Origin of the sequence: Xanthomonas sp. D-36-1, assembly GCF_017746155.1 — a bacterium.
GTDB lineage: Bacteria > Pseudomonadota > Gammaproteobacteria > Xanthomonadales > Xanthomonadaceae > Xanthomonas > Xanthomonas cissicola.
The window spans coordinates 1-22,871 of the sequence record NZ_JAGHWR010000086.1; the positions used below are offsets into that span (position 1 = coordinate 1).

The following is a 22,871-nucleotide window of genomic DNA, read 5'->3' on the forward strand; positions in this document are numbered from 1 at the left end:
CAGACGTGGAGGCAATCCAGGACCCGTATGAAGGCCGGCAGGGATTTGTGAAAATTTCTTTTCTGACAGCAAGTTAGCTCACTTTTGGCTGTTTTTTTTTTTACACGAATCCCTGCCGACCCTCAACAAGGTGGAGGCCTACAACGGCTTCGCGAAGTACTTCTTCTTCGGCCGGTGCGCATGCGCACGCCTGAAAGACTCGGAGAAGTTTATGCAGAACCAACTGACGCAACGCTCGTTGAGCGACGCCGAGCTTGACCGATTGGGAGACTTCCTCGCTTCGACAGCAATGACCAAGCCGCGGAGATTTTTGGCTTGGTCATGCGGCACTGGAACACGATTGCATCAGAACTGTTACGCACTCTGGAGAAAGACGATGTCTACCTTCCCGTGCTACTCGAAGATGCGGATGGGGTCGTACACGGCAACGACTGGGCACGTGGTTTCATGCGCGGCATTCAATTACGGCCCAATAGTTGGCAAGGGCTAATCGACAGCGACGAGTTTGGCGGGTCAATGCTGCCAATTATGATTTTGACCTATGAACATGACCCTGATCCCGCCATGCGCCCGCCAGAGATTGCGCCGGACAAACGCGATGAACTGCTTCAGACAATGATTGCTGAGCTGACCCGCATCTATCGCTATTTCGCACTACGCCGCCAGTCGGCCACACAGGTGCCACTACGTAGGCAGGTGCCCAAAGTCGGGCGAAATGACCCGTGCCCGTGTGGCAGCGGGCGCAAATACAAGCATTGCTGTGCAGCCAGTGCTCCGATGTTTCATTGATATCGAACCTGCTTAACTGACTTCCCTGTTCCATTGCTCCCCGAATCCCATGTGCAGTTCCGACGGTTTTAGTTGATAATATGAATAATATCACTATTCTTATTACCGAAAACTGATTGCAGCCCGTTTCCGACTGGCGGTCGACGCGGTGCGGCGGACATCCGGTGGGGTGGGGTCGGCGGAGGCTGCAACGGTGCGCAACAGGCAAAAAAGGCGCCGGTTGCCCGGCGCCTCTGTGTATCACTTACCGGTTAGGGTAAGACCTGCAATGCATCCGTACCGACTCCCAACGCCCAGAGCGGCGGCGCCAGTAGCCGACGGAAATTCCGGCGGTTTGTGCCCCCCTACTGATGTGTCACATGGTCTGTTTCTTGTACAAGTTCGCACCGGGTTAGGCAAGGTGTAGGGCGGCTCCTTCAACCTCGCCGCTTGCATCTATCTCTTGCCAAAATCTCTGGGTTCGATGCCCTTGCCGGCCCTTGAATCGCCTTTTCTCCCCATTCCTTCACGATGCCGACCCGGTTGTACGGGTAGCGAATCTCGACGTTCACGCCGGTGTTCAGCAGCTCGCGGCGGTCGCTGTTCAGTACAAGTCGTTCGTGCTGGATGTGCAGCTCGCGGCCGGCCTCTCGGACTGACTGGATGACGTACTTGTCGTCGGCCGAGACAATCGGGCCTTCGTAGGTTTTGCCGGTCTCGGGTGCGCGCAGCTCGGGGTGTTGCCGGCCATAGTCCTGACGCTCGTACTCGGCCGGCTTATGCTCCGGGTATTGCTGTCCGCCGTATTGGCGCGCTACGTCACGCACGCGCTCGATCTCGCGTTCATCGGCTCGGCGTGCGGCCATCATCGCAAGGATCGTTGTCCATTCAGCCTCGTGTTGCCGGCGTTCTTCGGGCGTGGGCGGGCGCTCGCGCTCGGCCTCGATGGCAGCTCTCGCTACCGGCTGCCGCTTCCATTCGTTGCCGTGCAACTCGTTGTCGTACAGCACGTTGCCCTTGCGGTCGTAGACCTGCACGCGATCAGCCAGTTTGTGGCGCTCGATGTATTCGAGCGTCGCCGGCATCCCCTTGTAGGCGTCGTCGTGGGCCTGCACGTTCGACCAGCGCCCGAAGCCCTTGGCCGCCTTCTGTTCCTCATAGCGGCGGTGGATGCCTGCCATGCTGTCGCGCTCGTTGGCCGCGATCACGCGGGCGACGACGTAATACCCGGCTGCCTTGAGGCGTCGCATCGTGTCGGTAATCGGGCCGGACAGCGCATCGTTCCCTCGAACACGACGTTGCGGCGTGTCTCGATGGTGCGGTCGAATAGCTGCTTGGTCCACGGTCGGGCGTGCGGGTCGGTCAGCTCGGCAAAGTGGCGCTCGTCGGCCTTCTGGATGGCAAGGTATTGCGGATGGTAGTAGCGCAGTTCGTCGCCGTTGATCGTGACGACGTTGCGATCTGCAAAGCCCTGCTTGCTGGCTTCGAGCAAGCCGCTTTTGCCAGCGCCGGGCTGGCCGCCCAAGATGATGGCCTGCGGTTGGTCGGTCGGCGCGGTGTCCTTGAATTGATGCCGCTCGATCTTCTCGTAGATGGTCGCGTGCTTACGCGGACTCAGTTGGAAGCGGTTGTCATCCATGACACGTCACCCGTGCATCGGTTTGAGCAGGGGTGCGTAGACATACAAGGCCCGGTTAATCAGGCCGAGATTATCGGGCGTCATGGCGCGGCGCTCGTCAACCACGATATCCAGCTCGTGCTCTAGCGCCTCGATGCGACCCGCGTTCGGTTCGGCCTTGTCCTGCTCGGCGTCGATCTCGCTGTTCAGGTAGCCGATGTACTCGGCTAGCGTTTCTGTGGCCGCTTCCAGGCGAGCCGTTTCTGCGATGGGGGAAAGAGTCGTCGTCACTGTTATGCTCCTCGAAAACATTCAAATCCGAATTCGTGTCCCTGCGTTCAATCTCCTTGGTGAATGTCGTCATACCGCTTGTCCGTCCACGTGCCGCGCTCGATCTGCTGCCAAGCGTCAGGGTCGAACGTGCCGATCCGCATGGCCCATCCACCATGACGGCCGTAGCTCGCGTGCGAGGGCGTCGTCCAGTCCCATGTGTTCGTCGTGACGTGAACGCCGAGCCGGTTGCGTGACTCGCGGCGCTTGTCGTAGCCGGTGTGGATCAGCGGGAAGTCGTCGGGCAGTTCGGCGAGCGCTCCGCGTAGCTCGCCGACCGTGCGTGCGTAGGTGCTTTGCCAGTAGCGCCGCGCAAGCTCCTGCTCCGGCGTGAGAGGGCGCGGTATACCGAAGAATCGGTAGATCGCGCGGTGCTCGAAGGTGCAAAACTCGACGTGGCCGGGGAGCGCACAGCGTTCCTCGGCGGGCTGGACGTTGAACGCACCGAGTGCCTTATCTGCGTGGATCAGGTCGCTTGCGGCCTGATAGTCGCCCTCGTAGCGAGCTGTTACGAGATACGGCAGGTCTTGGCCGCCAACCTCGTGATCGTCGTCCGTGTCGTGAATCTCAATCAATGTGAGTGCAGGTCGGTTCATAGGTTGCGCCTTCGTAGTAGGCTCTCGGCCGGCCTTCGTAGAGGCCCATGTCGCCGTAGCATTGTTGGTCATTCCAGCCGTCGCTATAGTCACCATCGTGTTCGATGCGCTTGCGTGCTGCTTCGACCTAGCCCTTTTGTGCAAAGTATTTGATGCGTTCCTGTTCGACCTCGGCCAAGAACCGATCCAGCATGTCCTGAGGCGCACACACCGGCGCCTTCACCCAATCGGGCGGCACAATAAGGTTCTCCAAATACACGGCGTAGATCCTCTTTTTGATCTCAAGCGCTTGTTGCTTGCTCATGCCGGCCTGTTCAGCAGCTTCCGTCACGCCACGCCCTTCGACTACGATTTCACGCGCGACTTGCAGACTGCGTTCCATCATTTTTTTCTTGCTGGCGATTTGCTCGAACTCGTCCTCGGTGAGACGAAAGTTGGCAAGTGTCTGGAACTGCATAAATAACCTCGATCAGTACACGGCGACCTTCGTAGGCCGCCGTGGAGTTGTTCACTCGGGCTTTGCCAGTACGGCGAGCGCATGGCGCGTGCGGTGCAGCTCTGTCTGTGCATGCACGATGCTTTGCAGTGCATCGCCTAGCGCGCTAACCACATCCGGGCGCTGTTGCAGCATCTTGGAAAGGGCGCTGACCTCCGCGCAGAGCGTTTCCGCCTGCGTGGCCGCGAACGCCACGAGCTGCGCCGCTTCCGGGTCAAGCTGCGCCGGCGCGGGCGTGACGGGCTTCTCGTGGTCGAAAATGCCTTGTTGGCGCGGGTCTACTTCCGGCGCGGCAGGCTCGGGTTCTCGCATGCGAGAACCCGCCTTGCCGCCCTTCTCCTTGGCGGCTGGCTTCGCGTCTTGCAGCTTGTCGCGCACTGCTTTGCGCACGTTGGTGTTCGGGTCTGCCTTGGCCTGCTCGATCACGGCCTTGGCTGCGTCCGGGTCGGCCCTCTCAAGTCGGTACAGGTCATTGACGGCCGTAATGTCGGCCGTCACGCCTGCCGCGACGGCTTGGCTCGCGTGGCCGTCCGCCTCCACCACCTCAAGAAACTTGATGCGCTCGGATACCCAATTGATGCCCTTGTTCCACTCGGCCGCGACCTTTTCCAAGGTGCCAAGGCGTTGCTTGTCATCGCGCAGCGCAACCGCGATTTCGAGCTGCGTCAGGTTCTCGCGCTGGATGTTCTCGGCGCGCTGCACTCGACGCGCCTGCTCGTCGTCCATGTCGCGCACCACGGCTTTAAGCTTGATGCCTGCGATCTTGCAACCACGCCAACGGCGCTCGCCTGCAACCATCAGATAACGGCCGGCCTTCTTCGGGTTCTTGCGCAGCACGGCCGGCTCGTGCTGGCCGTCGCGCTTCATGTCGTTGCCGAGTTCGGTCAACGACTCAACCGTGAAGCCGGGGTTGTCCTTGCTCCGAATCTGCTTCTCGCAATCGACCAGCTCCGGGTCGATCTCCTCGATGCGCTCGCCCGGCAAAGCGGCTGCCGCGCCCTGCTTCTGGATTTGCGACAGCTTGCTGATCTTGTTTCCGAATGCACTCATGGTCGGGACTCCCTTAGTTCAGGCCGAGGCGGGCCAAGACTGCATCGCACGCCTGCCGCATTTCCTTCGCTGCTGCTCGCTGGTTGCCGCTGCGCGCGTGGTGCCACACCGCGCGCCCTTGGGCCAGCGCAGTCGCCACGCAAGCGCGGGCAATGATCGCCTCATCAAAGATCAGCTCGCCGTAGGCTTCGCGCAGCTCCGGCAGCGCTTCGACCTCGTTCACCGACTTGCTGTTGACCATGTTCGGCAGAAAGCCTAGATGGCGCAGTTCCGGGTTGTATTGCGATTTCACGCCGGCAATCGTGGCCTGCAACTTCGGCATGCGCGCAAACGAGAACGGCGAGATATTGAACGGCGACACGACGGCATCCGATGCGGCGAGCGCGCCAAGCATGCGGCGCTGCAAATTCGGCGGGGTGTCGATGATGCAAAGGTCGTAATCGCCTGCCAGCTCGGCAAGGGAGACGCGCGGCTGCTCGATGACTTCGAGCGGCATATCGTCCACGTCGAGCACATCGACGTCAGCCTCGATTAGTGCGATGTGCTCATGCACTTGTCGCGGCCGGCGACCGTTGACCTCTCCTGTGAACAGGTGGCTCGCTTTCAGGTAGTCGGTGTCGTCGCCTTCCTCGATTTCTGCGAACACCTCGGAAATGTCGCCCTCGTCAATGTCTGCCAGCAGAACACGGTAGCCGCGTTCGGCCGCGCGAAACGCAAGGTGCACGCTGAACGTGCTTTTGCCGACACCTCCTTTCTGATTGCCAACCGTCAGGGTCAGCATGAGAGCTTCCACCAGCTTGTTAAGTGCGTGATTTGCTTGCATGGGTAATCAGCCTCACCAAATCGGGTTGTACATTGGAAGTAGTGGTTTGATATTGTGTTGTTAGTATAGTGTACAGTAAACACACCGTCAACATTTATTTCTCGCATGCGAGAACGCCCGGCGCGGGCGCATTCGAAGCAGGAAGCGTCTGTGTTCTTGTCGGGAAAAGGGGACCTGATTAGCCCTGATCTCTCAGCTATGAAAATTGCGCGATGCGGAGAGCTGGCTCCGTGCCGGCACACTGCCTGCCAGCAGCTTCTTGTCCGCCTTGATCTTGCTATCGGCTCTTTTGTGCGCGTAGCGCACGGCGACCGCTCTTAAGCGCAGACCACCCGAAGCCGGCCGCCGTTCCAGGGTCATGGCCTGCCTCGAAGTCCGAGTAATCACTCCTGCTGACCTGCTGTTGCTCTTTGCGGGAGGTAACCGCCGCCACTGCGCTCTCGTTGTGTTTGGTTTCCCGATGTGGCTGATGCGCAGTGGCGGTGGGAGGGGCGCAGCCCCTCTATCGAGCTTTTAACGTTGTAGGCGTCGCGTAGCGGCGGCGACGCCGATCTGCTGTTGATTTTCTACTGACTGTGCTTTCAACCAAAGGTTGACTGGATGGCCTGCCAATTGAACAGGACAAATAACGCTATTTCTCCACAGGCTTATCCCCACCACGGTGGATAACTTGGCGCGCGGCATGGCGTTGAGGGGTTCGGCTCGGTGATTGAGATCGCCGCAGGCGGTGCGGCTCGCCTTTTCGCGGCAGATTTGCCGGCGTGGACGCTTGTTTTTGCGGCATCGGGTAGGGGCGAGCCTGCCGGCGACGGCTAGTTGAACAGGGCGAGGATGTCGGAAATGTGCCTCACGGCGCTCTGTGAGTCGCCTGGCGGGTCGCCCGTGGCGCGGTGCGCCGCAGGGCGGGTATCGCGCCTGCGCGGCGTGGCGCGCGACTCCTGGGCCGGCTGACGGCGTGCTTGCGCCTGCGTGAAGGACGCAGCGCCTGTGCCGCGCGCCTGGTCGGCGTGCTTGCGATCGCGCTTGAGCAACCTGCTGGTGCCCACCATGTCGCACAGCCGCTGGAAGTTGAGCCGGCGCACGCCCGCCTCGCTGCACCACAGGTCGCCGCCCTCGGCGTCTTTGGTGTGCCGGCGCACCTGTTTGGTGGGGAATGCCCAGCCAAGGCTCACCATCATGTCGAGCGAACGCCGTGCGCGCCGCTGCTCGGCGTCGCTCTGTCCGCCATAGGCGAGCTGGGCGAGGTCGGGCAGCGTGTAGCGCTGCCAGGGGCCGCCGCCCTGGCGGGGCTTGCCCACAAAGCCGGTGCGCACATCGGCCAGGTAGAGCAGCGCCACGGCCATGGCCAGCAACGAGTCGGCCCCGTCCTTGCGCAGTCCGCGCACCCGCGTCAGCACCTTGTCCAGGGCATAGCCGGCCACGATGACGTTGTGGCGAATCCGCTTCCACGCCCCTTTCCGTTCTTCCAGGGCGAGCACAAGCCCGTTGCGAGTGGCATCCAACACGCCCGGCCGGCACTTCTTGCCGGCCAGCGGCTTGGGCTGACGCCAGTGCACACGCTTGTGCGGCCGGCCGCTGGGAGCGATCGGTTCGGGGCCTTGAGCGTGGGGGCCTGTGTCTACTGCTGGCATGTCCCGCGCCGATGAACGGCAGCGGGGCAAGGTGGTCGGCGTTTCGGCCTTTGCATCCTTTTCCCTCTTGCACGGCTTCGCCGGCGGGATTAGGATGGGGGTATCGTTAGTCCCCATTGACTGGTGTTCACGCCAGCCCAGTGATGAAAAAGCCGCCCTGCCAGGGGCGGTTTTTTCGTTTTCGGCGTCCGGCTCGCTATGCGAGCGGCCACCGCGTTTGTTAAAATTCGCAGCAGTATGGCCCCCGGTAGGCTGTAGGGCAAGGCGCAGGCCTGACCTGACCTGACCTGACCTGACTATCCTCCCCGCCCTAAACGGCGGAGCGGGTCGCGCGCCGGTTCAATCTTTCTTTGTGAAGTGACTATACTTTATGGGCAAATGTTGCGCGACACATTTTGTATAAAAATCTTCGGATTGTGTAGTAATTTACTCTGCGTTCATTGTTGCCCGTCAACTCTTGACTCGTGTGGTGCGTTGCTGAGTGCTACTAGCTAGCGCTTTACGCCGCCTTCATCGCCTTGATGGTGCTCAATATTGCTTGTTGCTGAACTTCGCTCAGTCCAGCAAGCTCGCGCACGATATCAGCGGCGACAGAGCCTGCTGCCTTGCCGAGTATGCCGTCAGTAAGGCTATTAAAGTCCGTTTGGAGCACTTCGCACAGTGCTTTCAAGTGGCTTATCTTCCCTACCCCTCTACTGCCATTGAACCAGCTGTAGACGGTAGATTCGGCCACGCACACACCGCGCAGCGTAAGCGCAGCATGTACTTGGGGGATGTTCAGCCCAAGCAGTTCCCTGCGGGCGGTGAGGTTGTCGGATAGAGTGCTCATAGGTTGAAACTAGAGACTAGAGAAATTGATTGCATAGCTGCTGATGGTTTTGTATAGTTTTGAGATATACTTAGAGGGTAGTTTCGGCGTGAATCCTCGCACTTACTGGAACGAGTACGTAGAGCGCCACGGGGGGGCGGCAAAAACAGCCGTTGCTTTGGGTATCCCGTACTCGACTGTCGCCGCGATTTGCAACGGAACTCGCGGCATAGGTAGGTCCTTGGCGAGGCGCATGGCTGCTGCCGACACGAGTCTCGATGAGCGGGTTCTGATCTGGATCGAGGCTGATAGCGTCAAAAGAAACCTCGGCGAAACGTGATGCAACTGCTGGAGCAGTTTTCTGGCAGAGCCAACACCGTCGCCGGGTTCCTGACCCCCGACCAACGAAAGGAACGCGATGCGCACCTTTGTTCTCGTACACAGAGATTCCCCCCCGCTTTCCTCGGCTCTATCCCGCTCCCAAGCGTGGAAAGCTGAACGTGACCGTGGCATTAGGGGTTCTAAGCCGGAACCGCCGAAATTTCCGTCAACTCAGCTCAAGCTCTGCCACAAGCGCATCCAGGTCGATCATCTTGCCGTCGCTCTGGAAGGTGTAATGCCCGTTGAGCAGGATGTGCCGCCAGGCTGCCGGCGACATCTGGGTGATGAGTCCCAGCGCCTTGGCGTTACCACTGTCCTCGTACTTCGTCAGTAGCCGCGACAGGATGGCCGAGTTGTAGTAGATAACCGCGTTGGCGATCAGCCGCGCACACTGGTTGCTGATTTCGATCTCGATGTCGGTGCGTCCGGTCAATTCCTTCTTGCCACCGACCTGAGCAATCGTCGAACGTAGCTGGTGGTAGGACTCTATGCGGTTCTGTGAGCGGTGAACGTTCCGTTCCAGTTGCGGATCGCGCAGGTAACACAGCGTGTAGATGCTGCGGATGAGTTTGTCGAACTCGAAGACCGCACGCCGGGTCGGGTTTGGCGCAGTGTAGGTGCACAGCTTGCGGATCAGCGTGCCCTGCGTCATCTCCTTCAGCCCGAGCGTGGCGACGATCCGGTCGATGTTCGCCTTTTCGCGGACGATGAGTTGCTGGTCGATTTGCCCGACCGGTCGGATCAGGCATTTTTCGTACAGCGCCGGATCGTCGGCGGAATACAATGCCTGCAACTGGTCGTCAAGGTCGGTGAAGCGCGGCTCGAAGCGCAGGCCGAACCAGTGAAGGATGGCGAAGTTGGCCTTGTTGATGCTGTGCATGTCGCCAGTGATCGCGGTCGGCACGATGCCCGATGTGTTGCGATACCAGATGTCGAACACGTGGTGGCCTTCGTATTCGTGTGCACCGATCAGGTAGCCGTTGAGCGGCACGTGGTTACACAGCAGCGTATAGGCGACGACACCCTTGCCGCGGCCGAAGTATTTGCGCGAGTAGCGCGCCTTCACGGTCGGCCGTTCGACACCGAATTTCTGACCATCGACGGCACCGTACAGTACGTCGAGGTCGAACGAGTAGTACGGAAAGATCGGCAGCGCAGCGATGGCGTTGCTGATGCAGTCGTTGGCGGCGTGCAACGTGGCCTGGCGCAGGTACTGCTGATAGGTGCTCTCCAGCACGTGATACGGGATGTCGCTGGTGCGCGCCATGACCTGGTTGCCGTGATTCATGGCCTGGGCGACGATGACCGCCATCAGGCTGTCGGCGTCGGCCACCTTCTTCGCATAGCGCGGCTGCAAAGGCGTCAGCGCCGACAGGAACTGGCACTGGTCGTTGACGAAGCGGAACACGTCGGCGACATCGCAGAATGGCAGTTGCTCGTAGAACGCTTTTTCGCGTGCCTTGTGGTTCTCGCCCTTGGGCTTGCGCCAGATCAGCGCCTGCGTGTCCTTGTCGTATTCCAGGTGGGTCAGCTTGCCCTGTTTCAGCTCGCGATTGAACGCCAGCCACTGCGTGCGCAGTTCAGTTGCCAGCGCATTGAACTGAACATCGACCGGTTTCCGCAGGAAGGGGATGTCCATTTGCACGAGCACGTCGGCCTTCTCGTCCAGCGAGACCAACTCGTCGGAGAAGTGGCGGTGTTGCAGGCTGTCATCGAGAAACAATTCACCTGACTGAAAGCGCTTCCTGATCTGTCGATAGAGCCAGAATTCGTAGCGGTCGGCGTGCAAGCCGGTCGGCTTACCGTCTGCATCGAAGGTCAGCAGATACGGACGAAGCCGTTTCGGCAGCGTAGCGTCCGGGCATTCTGCCAGCGGCCGTTGCGACAGCCGCTGCTGCTTGGCAAACACACTCTTGGACCAAGCTAACGCTGCCAGCCACGGGCTGTCCGGGTGGGTGCCCGCGAAATCGAGCGTGACGTACAACGGTCGCAGATGGCGGCGTATGCGCTCAGCCAGGCCGTCCGCCGCCTGCCAGTGCATCGCCAACTTGCTCATCGGCTTTACGCTCATGCGCTGCGCGGTGGTTTGCAGCGTGTCGCGGGGCATGATCTTGTAGGCGCGTTGACGTACCTCGCCGAACGGCGTTGGATCGGCGACGCTATGGTCCACGTAAAGTGACAGCAGGCGGCCGACCTGCGGCGTGTCCTGCTGGCGGCGTACCTGCTCGGCGATGAAGGACTGCTTTGCCGCCGCGCGGCTTTCATCCTCCAATTGCTTCATGTGGTAGGCCATGGCATCGACCAGGTTGTCGGTAAGCTGCCGGTAGCGCACCCAGGCATAACACAGTAGGTAGAGCCGGGCCTGATCCCCCTTGAGGTTGCGCAGGTCGTGGACGGTATAGAAGTTGGCCAGGCTCGCGTAATACAGTAGGTTCTGCTGCGAGACGCCGAGCTTTGGCAGCAACGCCTTGGTGATCCTGTGCAGCGGTTCCAGCGTGGCGCGCTTCTCGCGCTCTCGGGCCATCTGACGCCAGCCAAAATCCTTGGCGTCCTGCTGGAGTGCCGCCAGTTGCGACAGGGTGTCCTCACGCACCAGTAACTGGGCCAGCGCGGCCTTGGCCGATTCGTCCAACACTTCTGCCAGCAGGCTGTTCAAGCGTCGACGTTCGGCGGACAGGGCTTCACTGACCAATTCTTGCAGGGTGGTGTAGCCGGGCCGGATGATCTTGTGCTCGTTGAGCCAGCCGATCAACTCGGCGACGACGAATCCCGGTGTCACGTCGCGGCGGACGATTTGCACGGCCTGCTGCGCGAGTTGCGGCAGGAAGTCGGCCGCCCACGGCCGATAGCCGAACAACTCGGCCAAGCGCTCGCGCTGGGCGTAGTGCTCGTGCTTGGTGATCGCTTTATGCTCGAACGCCTCGCCGTGGAAGTAGCGGCTCAGCACGAAGGCGCAATCGTCCTCGACCTCAGTCCAGTCGAAGCGGAAGAAGGCGTGCTTGGCCTTGAAGTAGCCGATCTGCAAGACGCAATAGACCTGGGCATGGAGGCCGGGGCGGCAACTGGCGAGTGCCAGTTCGGATTCGGTCAATGCCAAGTATTCCAGCCGTTGAGCATCATCAAAGTCAGGCAAGCCGTACAGGGCTTCCTGTTCGGCGTCCGACAGCACCGTCAATCGTTCGCTCTTGGCGATCATCGTGACGACGCTCCATCGGAGCCCGCCCAGCCGATCCGCGCCAACGTCTCGATCAAGGTAGTGCGCTTGACGCCGAAGTTGCGGCACACCGCCGCCTTGGACATGCCACCATCGAGTGCGGCGATAATGGCATCCAGCTTCTCGCCAGTGATTGCCTGTGGTCGGCCACCGATCCGGCCACGTTTGCGGGCGGAGTCCAAGCCGGCAACGACACGCTCTCGGATCAAGGCGCGTTCGTACTGCGCGAGCGCACCGAATACGTGGAACAGCAGCTCGCCCGATGCCGTGGTGGTATCCATACCTTCGGTCAACGAGCGGAACGCCACCTGCTTTTCCTTGAGCGAGGTCACGATGGTGAGCAGGTGCGATAGTGAGCGGCCGAGCCTATCCAGCTTCCACACCACCAGCACGTCGCCAGGGCACACGAATTCGAGCGCCCGCACCAAGCCAGCCCGGTCATCCTTCGCGCCGGAAGCACGATCCTCGAAGAGGTGCCGGGCATCGACGCCGGCAGCGAGCAGGGCGTCACGCTGCAAGTCTGTGCTCTGGCGGTCGGAATCGGACGACACGCGCATGTAGCCCACTAACATGAGCGGATAACCATCAAGATTAGGTTTCCGTACAATAGCGCATGGCGACACTGTTTTCCGCACAAATTTAGGGCCACCGAACGAGCGATTCGAGAGGCTGTTGCAAAGATGCCGCAAAACATGTGTTTGGCGACAGGGTCCGGCCCTTGCAATAATGAACTCAAATAAATAAAATGCATGCATCGAATGCATTTTCGAAAAGGCGAATGCTATGGCAATGCTGACAGTACGTAATCTGCCGGATGATGTGCACCGCGCATTGCGCATGCGGGCCGCTCAACATGGGCACAGCACCGAGGCCGAGGTCCGCGAGATTCTGGCGACCGCAGTCAAGCCAGAGACGCGCGTTCGCCTAGGCGAAGCCTTGGCGGCTTTGGGTCGCAAGATTGGCCTGACGAATGAGGACTTCGAGGTCTTCGATCGGGTAAGAGACAAGACGCCGGCCGTCCCGCCGAGGCTTGAATGATCGTTCTCGATACCAACGTCGTTTCCGAGGCGATGAAGCCCGAGCCGCACCCATCCGTGCGGACCTGGTTGAACGATCAAGCCGCTGAAACACTGTACCTGTCCAGCGTGACGCTGGCCGAACTGCTATTTGGCATCGCTGCGCTTCCTGCCGGTAAGCGCAAGGACATGCTGGAACAGGCCCTTGATGGCCTCATGGGCCTGTTTAGGGATCGGGTGTTGCCATTCGACATCGATGCAGCGCGGCGTTATGCCGAATTGGCCGTGACGGCAAAGATCGGAGGGCGAGGATTTCCGACACCCGACGGCTACATCGCAGCGATTGCTGCCTCGCGGGGTTTCATTGTGGCGTCACGCGACACGGCCCCTTACGAAGCGGCCGGCGTAACCGTCATCAATCCGTGGGAAGGGTGAGGAATCCATGACGATGCGCAACCCTACACCCGTGTGGCGTCTCAAGGTCGAACTGCTTGGCGTAGCGCCGGCCGTGTGGCGTCGTTTCGATACCCATTCGGATGCGAAACTCGCGCAATTGCACTACTTCATCCAAGGCGCTATGGGCTGGGAGTTGATGCACCTGTTCTCGTACCAGGATGGGCGCGGGTACGGCGGCGCGATCAACAGCGAACAGCGAACTGCGATTGTGCGATGTCTGCCGCATCGGTGATGCCCTGACGTACACCTACGATTTTGGCGACAACTGGCAGCACAGAGTGACGGTCGAGAAGGCGATGGCACGACCGACAGGCACCTATCCATGCATGGTCGCCGGCAAGTACGCCTGTCCACCGGAAGATTGTGGCGGGTCGTGGGGGTATGCAGACTTGCTCCGTGTTCTTGCTGGTCACCGCAACGCCCGTCGGCGCGAACTCATCGAGTGGCTGGGCGGGCCGTTCGATCCCAAGGTGTTTGACATGGATGAAGCCCAGAAGCGCCTAGCTGGGTACGTCGAGGTGTCGATGCCGAAAAATCATCAACCCACTGCTTGAACTTACCGAGTTGGTCACTCATAGCCGGGACTGGAGCTTGGAGTAACGGAATTTTCGGCGGTTCCGGCTTAGAACCCCTGTCTTGCGCCAACGCAGCGCGCTGAGCCAGCGCCACGCCTGCAGGCGGCGTGCACGGCCTGGCCGCGGCGGCGGTCGTGGCCAGCACCTGGTCGGCGCCGCCGGCAGCGGCTGCCTCGGTGGATCCGCAGCGATCGCCGGCGCGGCCGGCATCGAGCTGGCCAGCGCTGCCCGCTGACCCAGGGCTACGCCGCAGGCGATGTGCACTGCCAGACCTGCCGATTAGGCAGGCTCCACGTGGAGCAACCGCCTTTGAAGGCTATGGCGCATGGATGCGCCGCTCTTGATTCCCAGCGGTGGAACCGCGCTCGGTAGCCATCCGAGTTCGATAACGCCATGACCTGGCCAACGCCGACCCCCAGCTCCTGAAAACCCGCTTTTAGTGGCGAGGGAGCCGCCGCGCCGGGTTTCATCGGCGCGGTGGGAGGGGCGCAGCCCCTCCGGGGGGTCGAAGTTGCGACCGGAGCGCCGTAGGCGCGGAGGGAGGACAGGGGGGCCGCAGGCCCCCGCAACTGGACAAGGTTTCAAACGCTGTCGGTGGCGCGTAGCGCCGGCGACACCTTCTGGCTCTTAAATCTTCTGGTGATTGTGATTTCAACCAGAGGTTGATTGGATGGCAGCTCAATTAAATGGGACAAATAGCGTTACTTCTCCACAACAACTCCACCGCCATATCCACAGACCTGTGGATAACTGAGGCGCGGGGGGTCAGAAACAGGGGGAGGGGGAGGGGAGGGCGATACGCTGGGATGCGAGAAACAGGGCGAAAAGCGCCGTTTGCCAGTGCTTTTCAAGGCTACGGGCACGGGGTGCCCTGCCATCTGGCTATTTCAGTAGGGCGAGGATGTCGGCGATGTGCTGCGTGCCGTTCTTGCTGGCCACCGGTGGGTCGCCAGTGGCCGGCGGCGCTGCGCGCGCGGCTTTGCCAACGCTTCGGCCGCGGCTCGCTTCCTCGCGCCGTTGCTGAGCGTCTACGAACGAGGCGGTCCCCTGGCCACGTGCCTGGTCCGCGTGCATGCGATCGCGCTTGAGTAGCCAGCTCGTCCCGGTCATGTCGCACAACCGTTGCAAATTCAGGCGGCGAACGGCCGCTTCGCTGCGCCATAGATTCCGACCTTCCACGTCCGTGGAGTGCCGGCGTACCTGCTTGGTCGGGTAGGCCCAGCCCAAGCTCACCATCATGTCGAGCGCACGCCTGGCCCGGCGTAGATCGGCCTCGCCCTGAGCGCCGTAGGCAAGCTGGGCCAGGTCGGCCAGCGTGTACCGCTTCCAGGGGCCGCCGCCTGGGCGCGGCTTGCCAACGAAGCCGGTCCGAACGTCGGCCAGGTAGAGCAGGGCGACCGCCAGGGCAAGCAGTGATTCGGCGCCGTCTGCGCGCAGTGCTCGGACGCGCTGCAGGGCACGGTCGATCGGATAGCCGGCCACGATCACGGCATGGCGGATCCGCGTCCAGATTGATCCCTGGCGCTGTTCCAGGCCACGCACTAGCTCGGCACGGGTCGCATCCAGCACACCCGGCCGCCGCTTGTCGCCGCTCGGCCGACGCCACCGGACACGCTTGTGCGTCCTGCCGTGGCCGGCTGGCTCGGATTCGTCGTGGCCGATCGAGTCGGCCTTTAGGTCTGCCATGCCCCGCGCCTACTGGCGGCGGGGCAGGGTGTCGGGCGTGTTCGCCTTTTCATCCTTCCCTCTTGCACGGCGTAGCCGGCGGAGGTAGGATTCGAGTCAGCCAGATCCGAATCTGCTGGTGATTCCGCCAGCACCTGTTGTGAAAAAACCGCCTCGCCAAAGGCGGTTTTTTCGTGTTCGGCCTCCTGAAAGCCTTGGCTTTCGCCTGTTCAGGCGGCACACGCTGTCAAATCACCTCAAGTATCAGTCTTCTCTGAAACCTCGCATATCGTAAATTTCACTAGGCCGCGGCGCTGTCCAATTCACTCGCCGCTGGGCGGCAGCAGTGGCCCTCGGTTAGGGGGTGCCTTGAACGCCAGTTCCAGCACGGTTTCAACGCGGACCAGGCGTTCACGTGTTTCAATGCTTTCCGACGCGAGTTTGTCTACCAAACCGGCCAGCGTGGTGACGCGCTCGTTCATCACGATGACTTCGCGCAGCGCCTTCATCACGTCGGTCAAGGTGGTCATGATGCGTTCGCCCGCTTGGCGCGGGCACGTGCTGCAGCCTCCGCGACGCTCAGGTCATGGGCGTGCGTATGCAGCCGCGAAAACACGCTATCGAGCGCACGATTGGCCTGCGCGGTGGACGCGCGCAGCTGCTCTAGCAGTGGTCCGAGATCCTCGCTCTCCAGCGCCTGGCGACGGATGTAGTCGCTGATGGTCAGCCCTGCGTGACGGGCGCGCTGTTGGAGCGTGCGCTTTTGAGCCGGGGTCATCACGACGGTGATGCGCTCGGTGCCGTTGGCTTCGCGGGAGAGTGGGGCGGGCATGGTGGGCCTCCTGTGTGGCGCATTCTTATCATAATCAGTGGGCAAACGTAAACGGGCCGCCCACGGCGACCCGCTTGGACCCCAAGATATGGGGTCGCTTCAAGATTCAGCCACTAACTGCCGTGGAAGAACAAAGCGTCGTCAATCATGCCGCGCAGCTGCTCTGCCCGTGCCACCACGTCGGCGTCCTGGGCGACGGCGCACAACTGTTCCATGAAGGTCATGGCCTCGGCCAGGGTGTGAAGGACCGGCATTGGGATCCGGCCGGTGCCGGGGCGCGCTCGTCGCGCTCCGGGTCACGATTCTTCGGGAAAGTTGGCGGCTTCCGGGGCCGCGCCTCCTTCGGCTTCTTCACGGGCCTTCTTCGTGGTCAGGACGATGGTCCCGGACACGGCCAGGCCCGGACGGATGACCAGGTTGAACCCTTCGCCCGATTTGTGAGGGAAGGCGATGCCCACGTCTGTCCAGTGGGATTGCTCGGATCCATCGCGGCCGGTGTAACGGTCAACCACGTTGGCGATCAGCGGGGTCTTGTTGAGGGTCGGCAGGTATTCGTGTAAAAAACAGCCAAAAGTGAGCTAACTCGCTGTTCAGAGAAGGTTTTTTATACGAATCCCTGCCGACCCTCTACCTCTCTCTTTGCACCATCGTGGCGATCGCCATTGCCGCCTGCGTGCCGCCGTGCACGGCCGTGGCCGCCGACTGGTACGTCGCACCCACCGGCAACGACGGCAATCCCGGCCCCGCGCCGCCCCTGACCCACCCCGAAAAACCGTGCCAACGTAAAGTAGAGACTTCGCCCCGCATGGGCCCCGTGGATCACGAGGAATCAGGCGATGAAGAAGTCGCGTTTTACCGAAGAGCAGATCGCGTACGCGCTCAAGCAGGTCGAGCTGGGGATGGCGGTTGGCGAGGTGTGCCGCAAGATGGGCATCGCGGAGACGACGTTCTATGTGTGGCGCAAGAAATACGGTGGGCTTGCCCCTCCGAACTGAAGCGCCTGCGCGTGCTGGAAGAGGAAAACCGCAAGCTCAAGCAGCTGGTTGCCGACCTGAGCCTGGACAAGGCGATGCTCCAGACGGCAATGACGCTGTAGGCCTTGAGGGCCTGGCAACCTGCGCGAACGCACTACAGGAGGATCGGCAGGAATTCGTGTAAAAACAGCCAAAAGTGAGCTAACTCGCTGTCAGTAAAAAATTTTACACGAATTCCTGCCGATCCTCCTGTACGTCTCGATCCGCTACACCGAGCGGCTGGCCGAGGCCGGGATCGAGCCGTCGGTGGGCAGCGTGGGCGATAGTTATGACAACGCGCTGGCCGAGACGATCAACGGGTTGTACAAGACCGAGGTGATCGCCGGCGAGCGTGGCGCAACCGCCAGGACGTGGAAGTGGCCACGCTGGATGGGTGCACTGGTAAAACCACAAACACGGCTCAGGGTGCGGGTTGGTGCGACATATCAGACACAGCCAGATCCTGATACGGAATACGTTTGGTTAAAGGAGTTTCGCCATATCCAAGTTTACGGGCCAGCGCGGGAAGGGCCTCGAAGCTTGCATTCATGCCTTTGACAATTGCGGTACCTACATGACGAAGGAACTCGCTTTTGGGAGCCAAAATCTGATGCAATTCTTCTGCAGTAATTTCCCGTGCCCCGCTTTCCATTTGCTCGCTTGCTCGCGCCAGAATGGTTTGCACAACCCGCGCGTGCTTAACGTTGTCTGAGTCAAATAGCCCAGGAACATGAATGCGTCCTCCAAGCGCCAGTGCATTCAGAGCGATGGCTTCGATCGGATTAAAGACCGTGCTCCGGAAGATACGCAGCACTCTTTCCGAGAGTAATCCTGTGGCTTTGTTGCCGGCGATCAGCGGGATCATCCCGACAATGGATGCCAGCCCCATAGACTTGGCGGCGGTGCTCTCGCCGGGGGCAACATCGAGCGCATGACGCGCCATCTGCTCAATCGCCTCTTCCGGGCCCATGTTCTCGCTGGGGCGGGCCATGACACCGTTCTTAATACTCTGGAACAATCCAGCACGCATCAAATCTTCGCCTTCCTTGACTTCGGGTGGAATGCCAGAGGCGGCGCCAAAGATGGCCGCTTCGGTTGTCGTCATATTGGCCGCAAGATTACCTAATCTTGATTTAAAGCCTGTGTACTCCAATACGTTATTGGGGAATGACGCAATTGAGGAGATGGCGCCGGCTTTCATTGCCTTGGGTAACAGGTTGCGCATGGACCATTCCTCACCCTTTATACCCTTGATGATTGCAAGCACACACATGGTGTCCATGGTCTCGATTAGCAAAGGCGGCAATGAATCGATTCCGGCCAATTGCAGAGCATAATGACTGGGCGAGAAATTTTTGCCGAAGATGGCTTTTTTCAACAGTTCCGAAGCGCCGAGCTCCCATGCGGAGCCGAGTATGCTGCTGACGCCAATACTACCAGCCAAGCCACCGAGCTGGAACTCTTTCTTGGTCGCCACACATAGCAATTCCTGTGCACCCAGACGGACCTGGAGGTCCTCGTCCCCTTTGATTTTCTGGCTGATGAACCTCGACAGGACATCGTCATTGGACGTGACATCTGGGGCACACGAGGCGAGGAAGGCTTTCGCGCTGATCTGGCTACCGTCTGCCATCTTGATCAAAGCGCTTGGGCCAAATGCTGCGGAGCCCCGTTCAATCGCCTTAAGCAATAAGGGGATGTGAATGTCAGCATTGATTTGCTCAGCTTTCCGCTCTAACGAGTTGGCGGCAGGCATCAATTGCGCCGTCTTAACCGTGAATGCTTCCTTGAACTCTTCAAGCGCTTTCTCCGGGTCTCGACGCGACACCAACTCTAGTCGGACCCCGTCAGTGCTCGCGACCTGCGATGGAACTGGCTGGTCAACCTGCGCGAAAGATAGCAACGCGTGCACCACCGGGTCGGCAGAAACAAGTCGGCCCGCTTCCCTGCGCACCAATCCCATATGCCTGGGCTTTTGGACACCTGTTAACGAGGCCGGTAGCAAAGTTTCTAATCCACTGTTATCAGTGTGACCGGAGCTTTGCCCAGTGGACCTGGGGCTAGTCGACCCGCTGCTTGTGCCGCGCCGGGGGGGCCTGGTGGTGGGCAATCTGCTATCTTCGGACTGACAGAAGGCGCTATGGCTGGGCTGTGCACCAGCTTCTAGATCACTCTCGTTGCCCATACCAAATTCGGGGTCGCGCATGTGATCAAGTGACGACAGGGAATGGGATCGTGCGTGCTCTGCCTTCATGTCTTCCTATCCTTCTTTATAAATTAGTTGAAAAGCCAGAATATTTAGAGCGGCTAACAAAACTACTGCGCGACCGCCAGGCGAGCGCGGTCGGTACCCGGAATCGGCATGTACCACTCGTAAACTCCGGTTCTGCGCGCCGCCCGCACCCATCTAACGACCGCTAGCTACGTTTTGTTAGCCGCTTTTAGTGTTGGTGAAACCGTAAAATCAATTCCTGATTAGCCCTGACCTTCAGCTGCAGCAGTTCGTGAGAAGCCGTGCGACGCGGGGGGGGCGGGGGAAGGAAAGCCTCACGCAGTGCACTGTTCGAAGGAGAAGGCGAGTCCCTGCGCGATGGCGACGGCGACTCAGATGGCGCGGCCTGCTCTGTGGCGTGGGTTGCATAATGCTCAGGTGACCCTGCAACGCTCGGCTTTGAATTGCCTAGACCCATGTCGATCTCCTGCAGTGACTGTGGAAGCAAGTTTGGCGGGGAGCTCTCTGCATGTTGTTGTTTGCCCGAAGTCATGGTTGGGACGGCGAAGCATTGACGCGGGGGATTCCCGACCTTTCACCAAACGGCTGATCATCTGCCTGCCGGCATTGCACCGGCTGCGATGGCGTTTTCGGGTTCGCCAAGGGGGTGCGCGGTGGCCGCAGTTGCTCCAGTAACTGTTCCAACGTGCTCAGACGTACCGTGGCACGCAAGGTGTCCGCCTCGGCGTGTTCCCGGCGCTGGCGCTCTTCGACCAGCTCGGTCCGCGCCGCAGCCAGTGCGGCGCGCACGCCTTCCAGCGCTTGGACATCTTGGGTCCAGCGCACCTGCAGGGCTTGGTGCTCGGCGGCCGTCAGGCGCAGCGCGTCGCGCTCGCGTTGCTGGGCGTCGGCCCGCTGGCGTGCCTGCGTCAGTTCCCGCTCCAGGCGGGTATGGCGTTCCAGCCACTGGCCATTGTCGCGGTTGAGCTGCATCAGGTCGTGGTTCTTGGCGGTCAAGGCCTCGTTGGCCTGCCGCAGGGCGACCTGCAGCTCTTGCACTTGGTGCGCGTGCCGACGCTGCTCCTGCTCGCGCTGGTCTCTGACGGAGGTCCGATAGTGCTCCAGGGCTTCCCTGGCATGCTCGTGCTTGTGCTCCAGCGACTGGGCATGACGTTCGTGCTCCGCCAATCGCGCCGTAAGGCCCGCGATCCGCTCCTGCAGTTGGGCCAGTTCGGTGGTGAGGCGGGCCACCTCGCTCCTGGCGGCGTCGCCCGCCTCGCGTTCGGCCTGCAGGGTGGTCTCGCAGCGTTGCAGGTGCGTCCTGAGCGAGTCAGCCTCGTGCCGGGCCTGTTCCAGCGCTTGGGTACGCTCCTGCAGCTGCGCCTGGAAGCGCGCCTGGGCCTGCGTTACGACCGTGTCGGCCTCGGCGTGCAACCGCTCGGCCAGGCGGCTGACCAGATCCTGCAGCGCATCGCCGATGGCGACCTTGGCGCCGGGACGCTGTCCTTCCTCCTCTCCCAGCTCCTTCAGATAGCGGTGGATGGTGGTCTTGGATCCCGTATTGCCCAGCGCCACCCGGACCGCGTCCACGGACGGATGCGTGCCCTGCGCACGGAGGGCGTCCCGTGCGCGTTGCACATCGCTTTTGTACAAGCCAGACCGAGCCATTTGCCCACTCCGTGTTATTTCGTGATAGATTACATACCACGTAATTACGTAACGTTCAACATGTTACTGACTGCAAAATAGTCATAATTTTTAAGGCGGGATAATATTGAATTATCCCGCCTTATCCCGAATTTTCAGCTACAGTCGCCCTGCGGCCGTACGAAACGGCGTTTCGGAGCGAGGCGGTGAGCTCGGTCAAGCAATATCTGGAAGCGGCAACCCGCGCCAACACCGAGCGCGCGTATGCAGGAGCGACCCGTCACTTCGAGGTCGAGTGGGGTGGTCATCTGCCGGCGACTGCGGAGCAGGTGGCGCGCTACTTGGCCGCCTACGCCGGCCAGTTGGCGATTAACACACTCAGGCACCGGCTCGCAGCACTGGCGCAGTGGCACCAGGTGCACGGCTTTGTCGACCCGACCCGGGCGCCAGTGGTGCGCCAAGTGCTCAAGGGCATCCAAGCTCTTCACCCGAACGTCGAAAAACGCGCCACGCCCCTGCAACTCACCCAGCTGGGCCAGGTCACGACATGGCTGGAAGACGCTGCAGCTGCGGCCCACTCTCGCGGCGATCGCGCCGCCGAGCTGCGGCATCTGCGCGATCGCGCCTTGCTGCTACTCGGCTTCTGGCGCGGCTTCCGCGGCGATGAACTCACCCGCCTCCAGGTGAACCACCTGCGCCTGGTGCCGGGCGAAGGCATGACCTGCTTCCTGCCGCACAGCAAGAGCGATCGCCAGCACGCCGGCACCACCTACAAGGTCCCGGCGCTGTCGCGCTGGTGCCCGGCGGCTGCCACCATGGCCTGGGTCGCGGCAGCCGCCCTCCACGAGGGGCCACTGTTTCGCGCAGTCGACCAGTGGGGCGGGATTGCCGCCGCCCCGCTCCACCCCAACAGCCTGGTGCGCCTGCTACGGCGGATCTTCCGCGAGGCCGGGCTGAGCTCTCCCAACGCCTACAGCGGCCACTCGCTGCGCCGTGGCTTCGCCGGCTGGGCCAACGCCAACGGCTGGGACGTCAAGGCGCTGATGGAGTACGTCGGCTGGCGCGACGTGCACTCGGCGATGCGCTACATCGACGGGGCCGATCCGTTCGCCCGCCAGCGCATCGAAGCCAGTCTGCCGGAAGCGCCCGCGCTGCCCAGGCCTGCAACGACCTGAGGGGCTGGATGGCGTCGATCGAACGGACCGCATACCCGCAATTCAAGCGCAACCCGGTCGTCCACGAACTGGTTGCGGCCTACACGCCAACCGACGCTGAGGTGGCCTTCGTTGCCGAGTACACCCGGCAGCCTGCGCACCGCCTGACGCTGACGATCCTGCTCAAGACCTTCCAACGGCTGGGGTACTTCCCCATGCTGGACGAAGTCCCGCCGGCGGTGGTGCGCCATATCCGCAGCGCGCTGAAACTGCGCGTGCAGGTCAAGCCAGCGAATCTTGCCAACGCCTCGCGCTATCGCTACTACCGCCTGATCCGACAATTCCTGCAGGTCCGGGCCTACAGCGACGGCGGGCTGAAGATTGCGGCACGCGCGGTATACGAAGCCGCTGCGGTGATGGATAACCCGGCGGACCTGATCAATGTAGCCATCGAACAGCTCGTGCGTGATCGCGTCGAGCTGCCGGCGTTCTCCACACTGGATCGCCTGACCCGGCGCATCCGCACGCTGGTCAACGGGCGCTATTTCGCCCAGATCGAGGCCCGACTGACCATCGACGAAAAACA

Annotated in this window: 21 protein-coding genes, 1 other RNA gene and 5 pseudogenes; 9 read left to right on the forward strand and 18 right to left on the reverse strand. The window is 61.3% G+C overall.

The genetic code is table 11. From position 1 onward, the window contains the following. The first annotated feature begins 321 nt into the window (after positions 1-321). The gene (locus J7367_RS19675; RefSeq protein ID WP_244672347.1) at positions 322-789 is read left to right on the forward strand and encodes a UPF0149 family protein; all 468 of its coding nucleotides are present in this window, start codon (positions 322-324) and stop codon (positions 787-789) included. A gap of 435 nt (positions 790-1,224) precedes the next feature. Here J7367_RS19675 and J7367_RS19680 read toward each other — a convergent pair. The 11 genes and pseudogenes from J7367_RS19680 to J7367_RS19730 form a co-directional block, all read right to left on the reverse strand. Then, positions 1,225-2,407 (reverse strand): annotated as a pseudogene (locus tag J7367_RS19680) (zeta toxin family protein). Positions 2,408-2,413: 6 nt separating this feature from the next. Then, positions 2,414-2,698 (reverse strand): hypothetical protein, encoded by a 285-nt coding sequence (locus tag J7367_RS19685; RefSeq protein ID WP_057663090.1) that lies wholly within the window; start codon positions 2,696-2,698, stop codon positions 2,414-2,416. A 26-nt stretch (positions 2,699-2,724) separates the two neighbouring features. Beyond that, positions 2,725-3,312 carry a hypothetical protein gene (locus J7367_RS19690; protein ID WP_057663129.1) on the reverse strand — a complete coding sequence of 196 codons (588 nt, stop codon included), beginning with the start codon at positions 3,310-3,312 and terminating at the stop codon, positions 2,725-2,727. A 127-nt stretch (positions 3,313-3,439) separates the two neighbouring features. After that, the gene (locus J7367_RS19695) at positions 3,440-3,769 is read right to left on the reverse strand and encodes a TrfB-related DNA-binding protein (protein WP_057663092.1); all 330 of its coding nucleotides are present in this window, start codon (positions 3,767-3,769) and stop codon (positions 3,440-3,442) included. A 51-nt stretch (positions 3,770-3,820) separates the two neighbouring features. Continuing rightward, a complete protein-coding gene (locus tag J7367_RS19700; RefSeq protein WP_057663095.1) occupies positions 3,821-4,858 on the reverse strand; it encodes a ParB/RepB/Spo0J family partition protein in 1,038 nt (345 codons plus the stop codon). Between the two features lie 13 nt (positions 4,859-4,871). Next, positions 4,872-5,639 (reverse strand): ParA family protein, encoded by a 768-nt coding sequence (locus J7367_RS19705; protein ID WP_057663133.1) that lies wholly within the window; start codon positions 5,637-5,639, stop codon positions 4,872-4,874. A gap of 234 nt (positions 5,640-5,873) precedes the next feature. After that, complete coding sequence (locus tag J7367_RS19710) at positions 5,874-6,041, reverse strand: hypothetical protein (RefSeq protein ID WP_176215065.1); 168 nt, start codon at positions 6,039-6,041, stop codon at positions 5,874-5,876. Between the two features lie 452 nt (positions 6,042-6,493). After that, entirely contained in the window at positions 6,494-7,312 is an 819-nt protein-coding gene (locus J7367_RS19715) for a hypothetical protein (protein WP_057663098.1), read from the reverse strand. 499 nt (positions 7,313-7,811) lie between these two features. Beyond that, entirely contained in the window at positions 7,812-8,141 is a 330-nt protein-coding gene (locus tag J7367_RS19720) for a hypothetical protein (RefSeq protein WP_057663101.1), read from the reverse strand. 526 nt (positions 8,142-8,667) lie between these two features. Next, positions 8,668-11,697, reverse strand: coding sequence for a Tn3 family transposase (locus J7367_RS19725; protein ID WP_057663107.1), 3,030 nt, complete (start codon positions 11,695-11,697; stop codon positions 8,668-8,670). Continuing rightward, a complete protein-coding gene (locus tag J7367_RS19730; protein WP_057663111.1) occupies positions 11,694-12,287 on the reverse strand; it encodes a recombinase family protein in 594 nt (197 codons plus the stop codon). Before J7367_RS19730 ends, J7367_RS19725 begins: the two co-directional genes overlap by 4 nt. Positions 12,288-12,498: 211 nt before the next feature. Between J7367_RS19730 and J7367_RS19735 the strand changes: the two genes are divergently transcribed. The 3 genes and pseudogenes from J7367_RS19735 to J7367_RS19745 all read left to right on the forward strand — a co-directional run bounded on the left by J7367_RS19735 (position 12,499) and on the right by J7367_RS19745 (position 13,741). Continuing rightward, positions 12,499-12,753, forward strand: a complete 255-nt coding sequence (locus J7367_RS19735) for a hypothetical protein (protein WP_057663112.1) — start codon at positions 12,499-12,501, stop codon at positions 12,751-12,753. Beyond that, a complete protein-coding gene (locus J7367_RS19740) occupies positions 12,750-13,166 on the forward strand; it encodes a type II toxin-antitoxin system VapC family toxin (RefSeq protein WP_022557732.1) in 417 nt (138 codons plus the stop codon). Before J7367_RS19735 ends, J7367_RS19740 begins: the two co-directional genes overlap by 4 nt. A 13-nt stretch (positions 13,167-13,179) precedes the next feature. After that, a pseudogene (locus J7367_RS19745) lies at positions 13,180-13,741 on the forward strand (plasmid pRiA4b ORF-3 family protein). Between the two features lie 903 nt (positions 13,742-14,644). On the opposite strand, the gene J7367_RS19750 reads toward J7367_RS19745, so the two are convergent. The 5 genes from J7367_RS19750 to J7367_RS19770 form a co-directional block, all read right to left on the reverse strand. After that, the gene (locus tag J7367_RS19750; RefSeq protein ID WP_057663136.1) at positions 14,645-15,331 is read right to left on the reverse strand and encodes a hypothetical protein; all 687 of its coding nucleotides are present in this window, start codon (positions 15,329-15,331) and stop codon (positions 14,645-14,647) included. A gap of 419 nt (positions 15,332-15,750) precedes the next feature. Further along, the gene (locus J7367_RS19755) at positions 15,751-15,957 is read right to left on the reverse strand and encodes a hypothetical protein (protein ID WP_057663115.1); all 207 of its coding nucleotides are present in this window, start codon (positions 15,955-15,957) and stop codon (positions 15,751-15,753) included. Continuing rightward, positions 15,954-16,259 (reverse strand): hypothetical protein, encoded by a 306-nt coding sequence (locus tag J7367_RS19760; protein WP_057663119.1) that lies wholly within the window; start codon positions 16,257-16,259, stop codon positions 15,954-15,956. The genes J7367_RS19755 and J7367_RS19760 overlap by 4 nt, the downstream gene beginning before the upstream one ends. 113 nt (positions 16,260-16,372) lie before the next feature. Beyond that, positions 16,373-16,513, reverse strand: a complete 141-nt coding sequence (locus tag J7367_RS19765) for a hypothetical protein (RefSeq protein WP_176215066.1) — start codon at positions 16,511-16,513, stop codon at positions 16,373-16,375. A gap of 42 nt (positions 16,514-16,555) precedes the next feature. Then, entirely contained in the window at positions 16,556-16,771 is a 216-nt protein-coding gene (locus tag J7367_RS19770) for a hypothetical protein (RefSeq protein ID WP_039510535.1), read from the reverse strand. A 324-nt stretch (positions 16,772-17,095) separates the two neighbouring features. Here J7367_RS19770 and J7367_RS19775 point away from each other — a divergent pair. Further along, positions 17,096-17,337: pseudogene (locus tag J7367_RS19775) on the forward strand (transposase); the annotation flags it as partial. A 148-nt stretch (positions 17,338-17,485) separates the two neighbouring features. Next, positions 17,486-17,675 (forward strand): annotated as a pseudogene (locus J7367_RS19780) (integrase core domain-containing protein); the annotation flags it as partial. Positions 17,676-17,693: 18 nt separating this feature from the next. Here the strand turns inward: J7367_RS19780 and xopB are convergent. Further along, on the reverse strand, positions 17,694-19,235 hold the full coding sequence (gene xopB / locus J7367_RS19785) for a XopB/HopD1 family type III secretion system effector (protein WP_057663124.1): 1,542 nt from the start codon (positions 19,233-19,235) through the stop codon (positions 17,694-17,696). 399 nt (positions 19,236-19,634) lie between these two features. On the opposite strand from xopB, the gene J7367_RS19790 reads away from it, so the two are divergent. Further along, positions 19,635-19,709: non-coding RNA, sX9 sRNA (locus tag J7367_RS19790), on the forward strand. Positions 19,710-20,033: 324 nt separating this feature from the next. Here J7367_RS19790 and J7367_RS19795 read toward each other — a convergent pair. Beyond that, the gene (locus tag J7367_RS19795; RefSeq protein ID WP_244672348.1) at positions 20,034-21,152 is read right to left on the reverse strand and encodes a DNA-binding protein; all 1,119 of its coding nucleotides are present in this window, start codon (positions 21,150-21,152) and stop codon (positions 20,034-20,036) included. A gap of 185 nt (positions 21,153-21,337) precedes the next feature. Here J7367_RS19795 and J7367_RS19800 point away from each other — a divergent pair. After that, positions 21,338-22,270, forward strand: a pseudogene (locus J7367_RS19800) (tyrosine-type recombinase/integrase); the annotation flags it as partial. Between the two features lie 44 nt (positions 22,271-22,314). After that, a partial coding sequence (locus tag J7367_RS19805) for a DUF4158 domain-containing protein (RefSeq protein ID WP_209028975.1) occupies positions 22,315-22,871 on the forward strand: 557 nt, incomplete at its 3' end.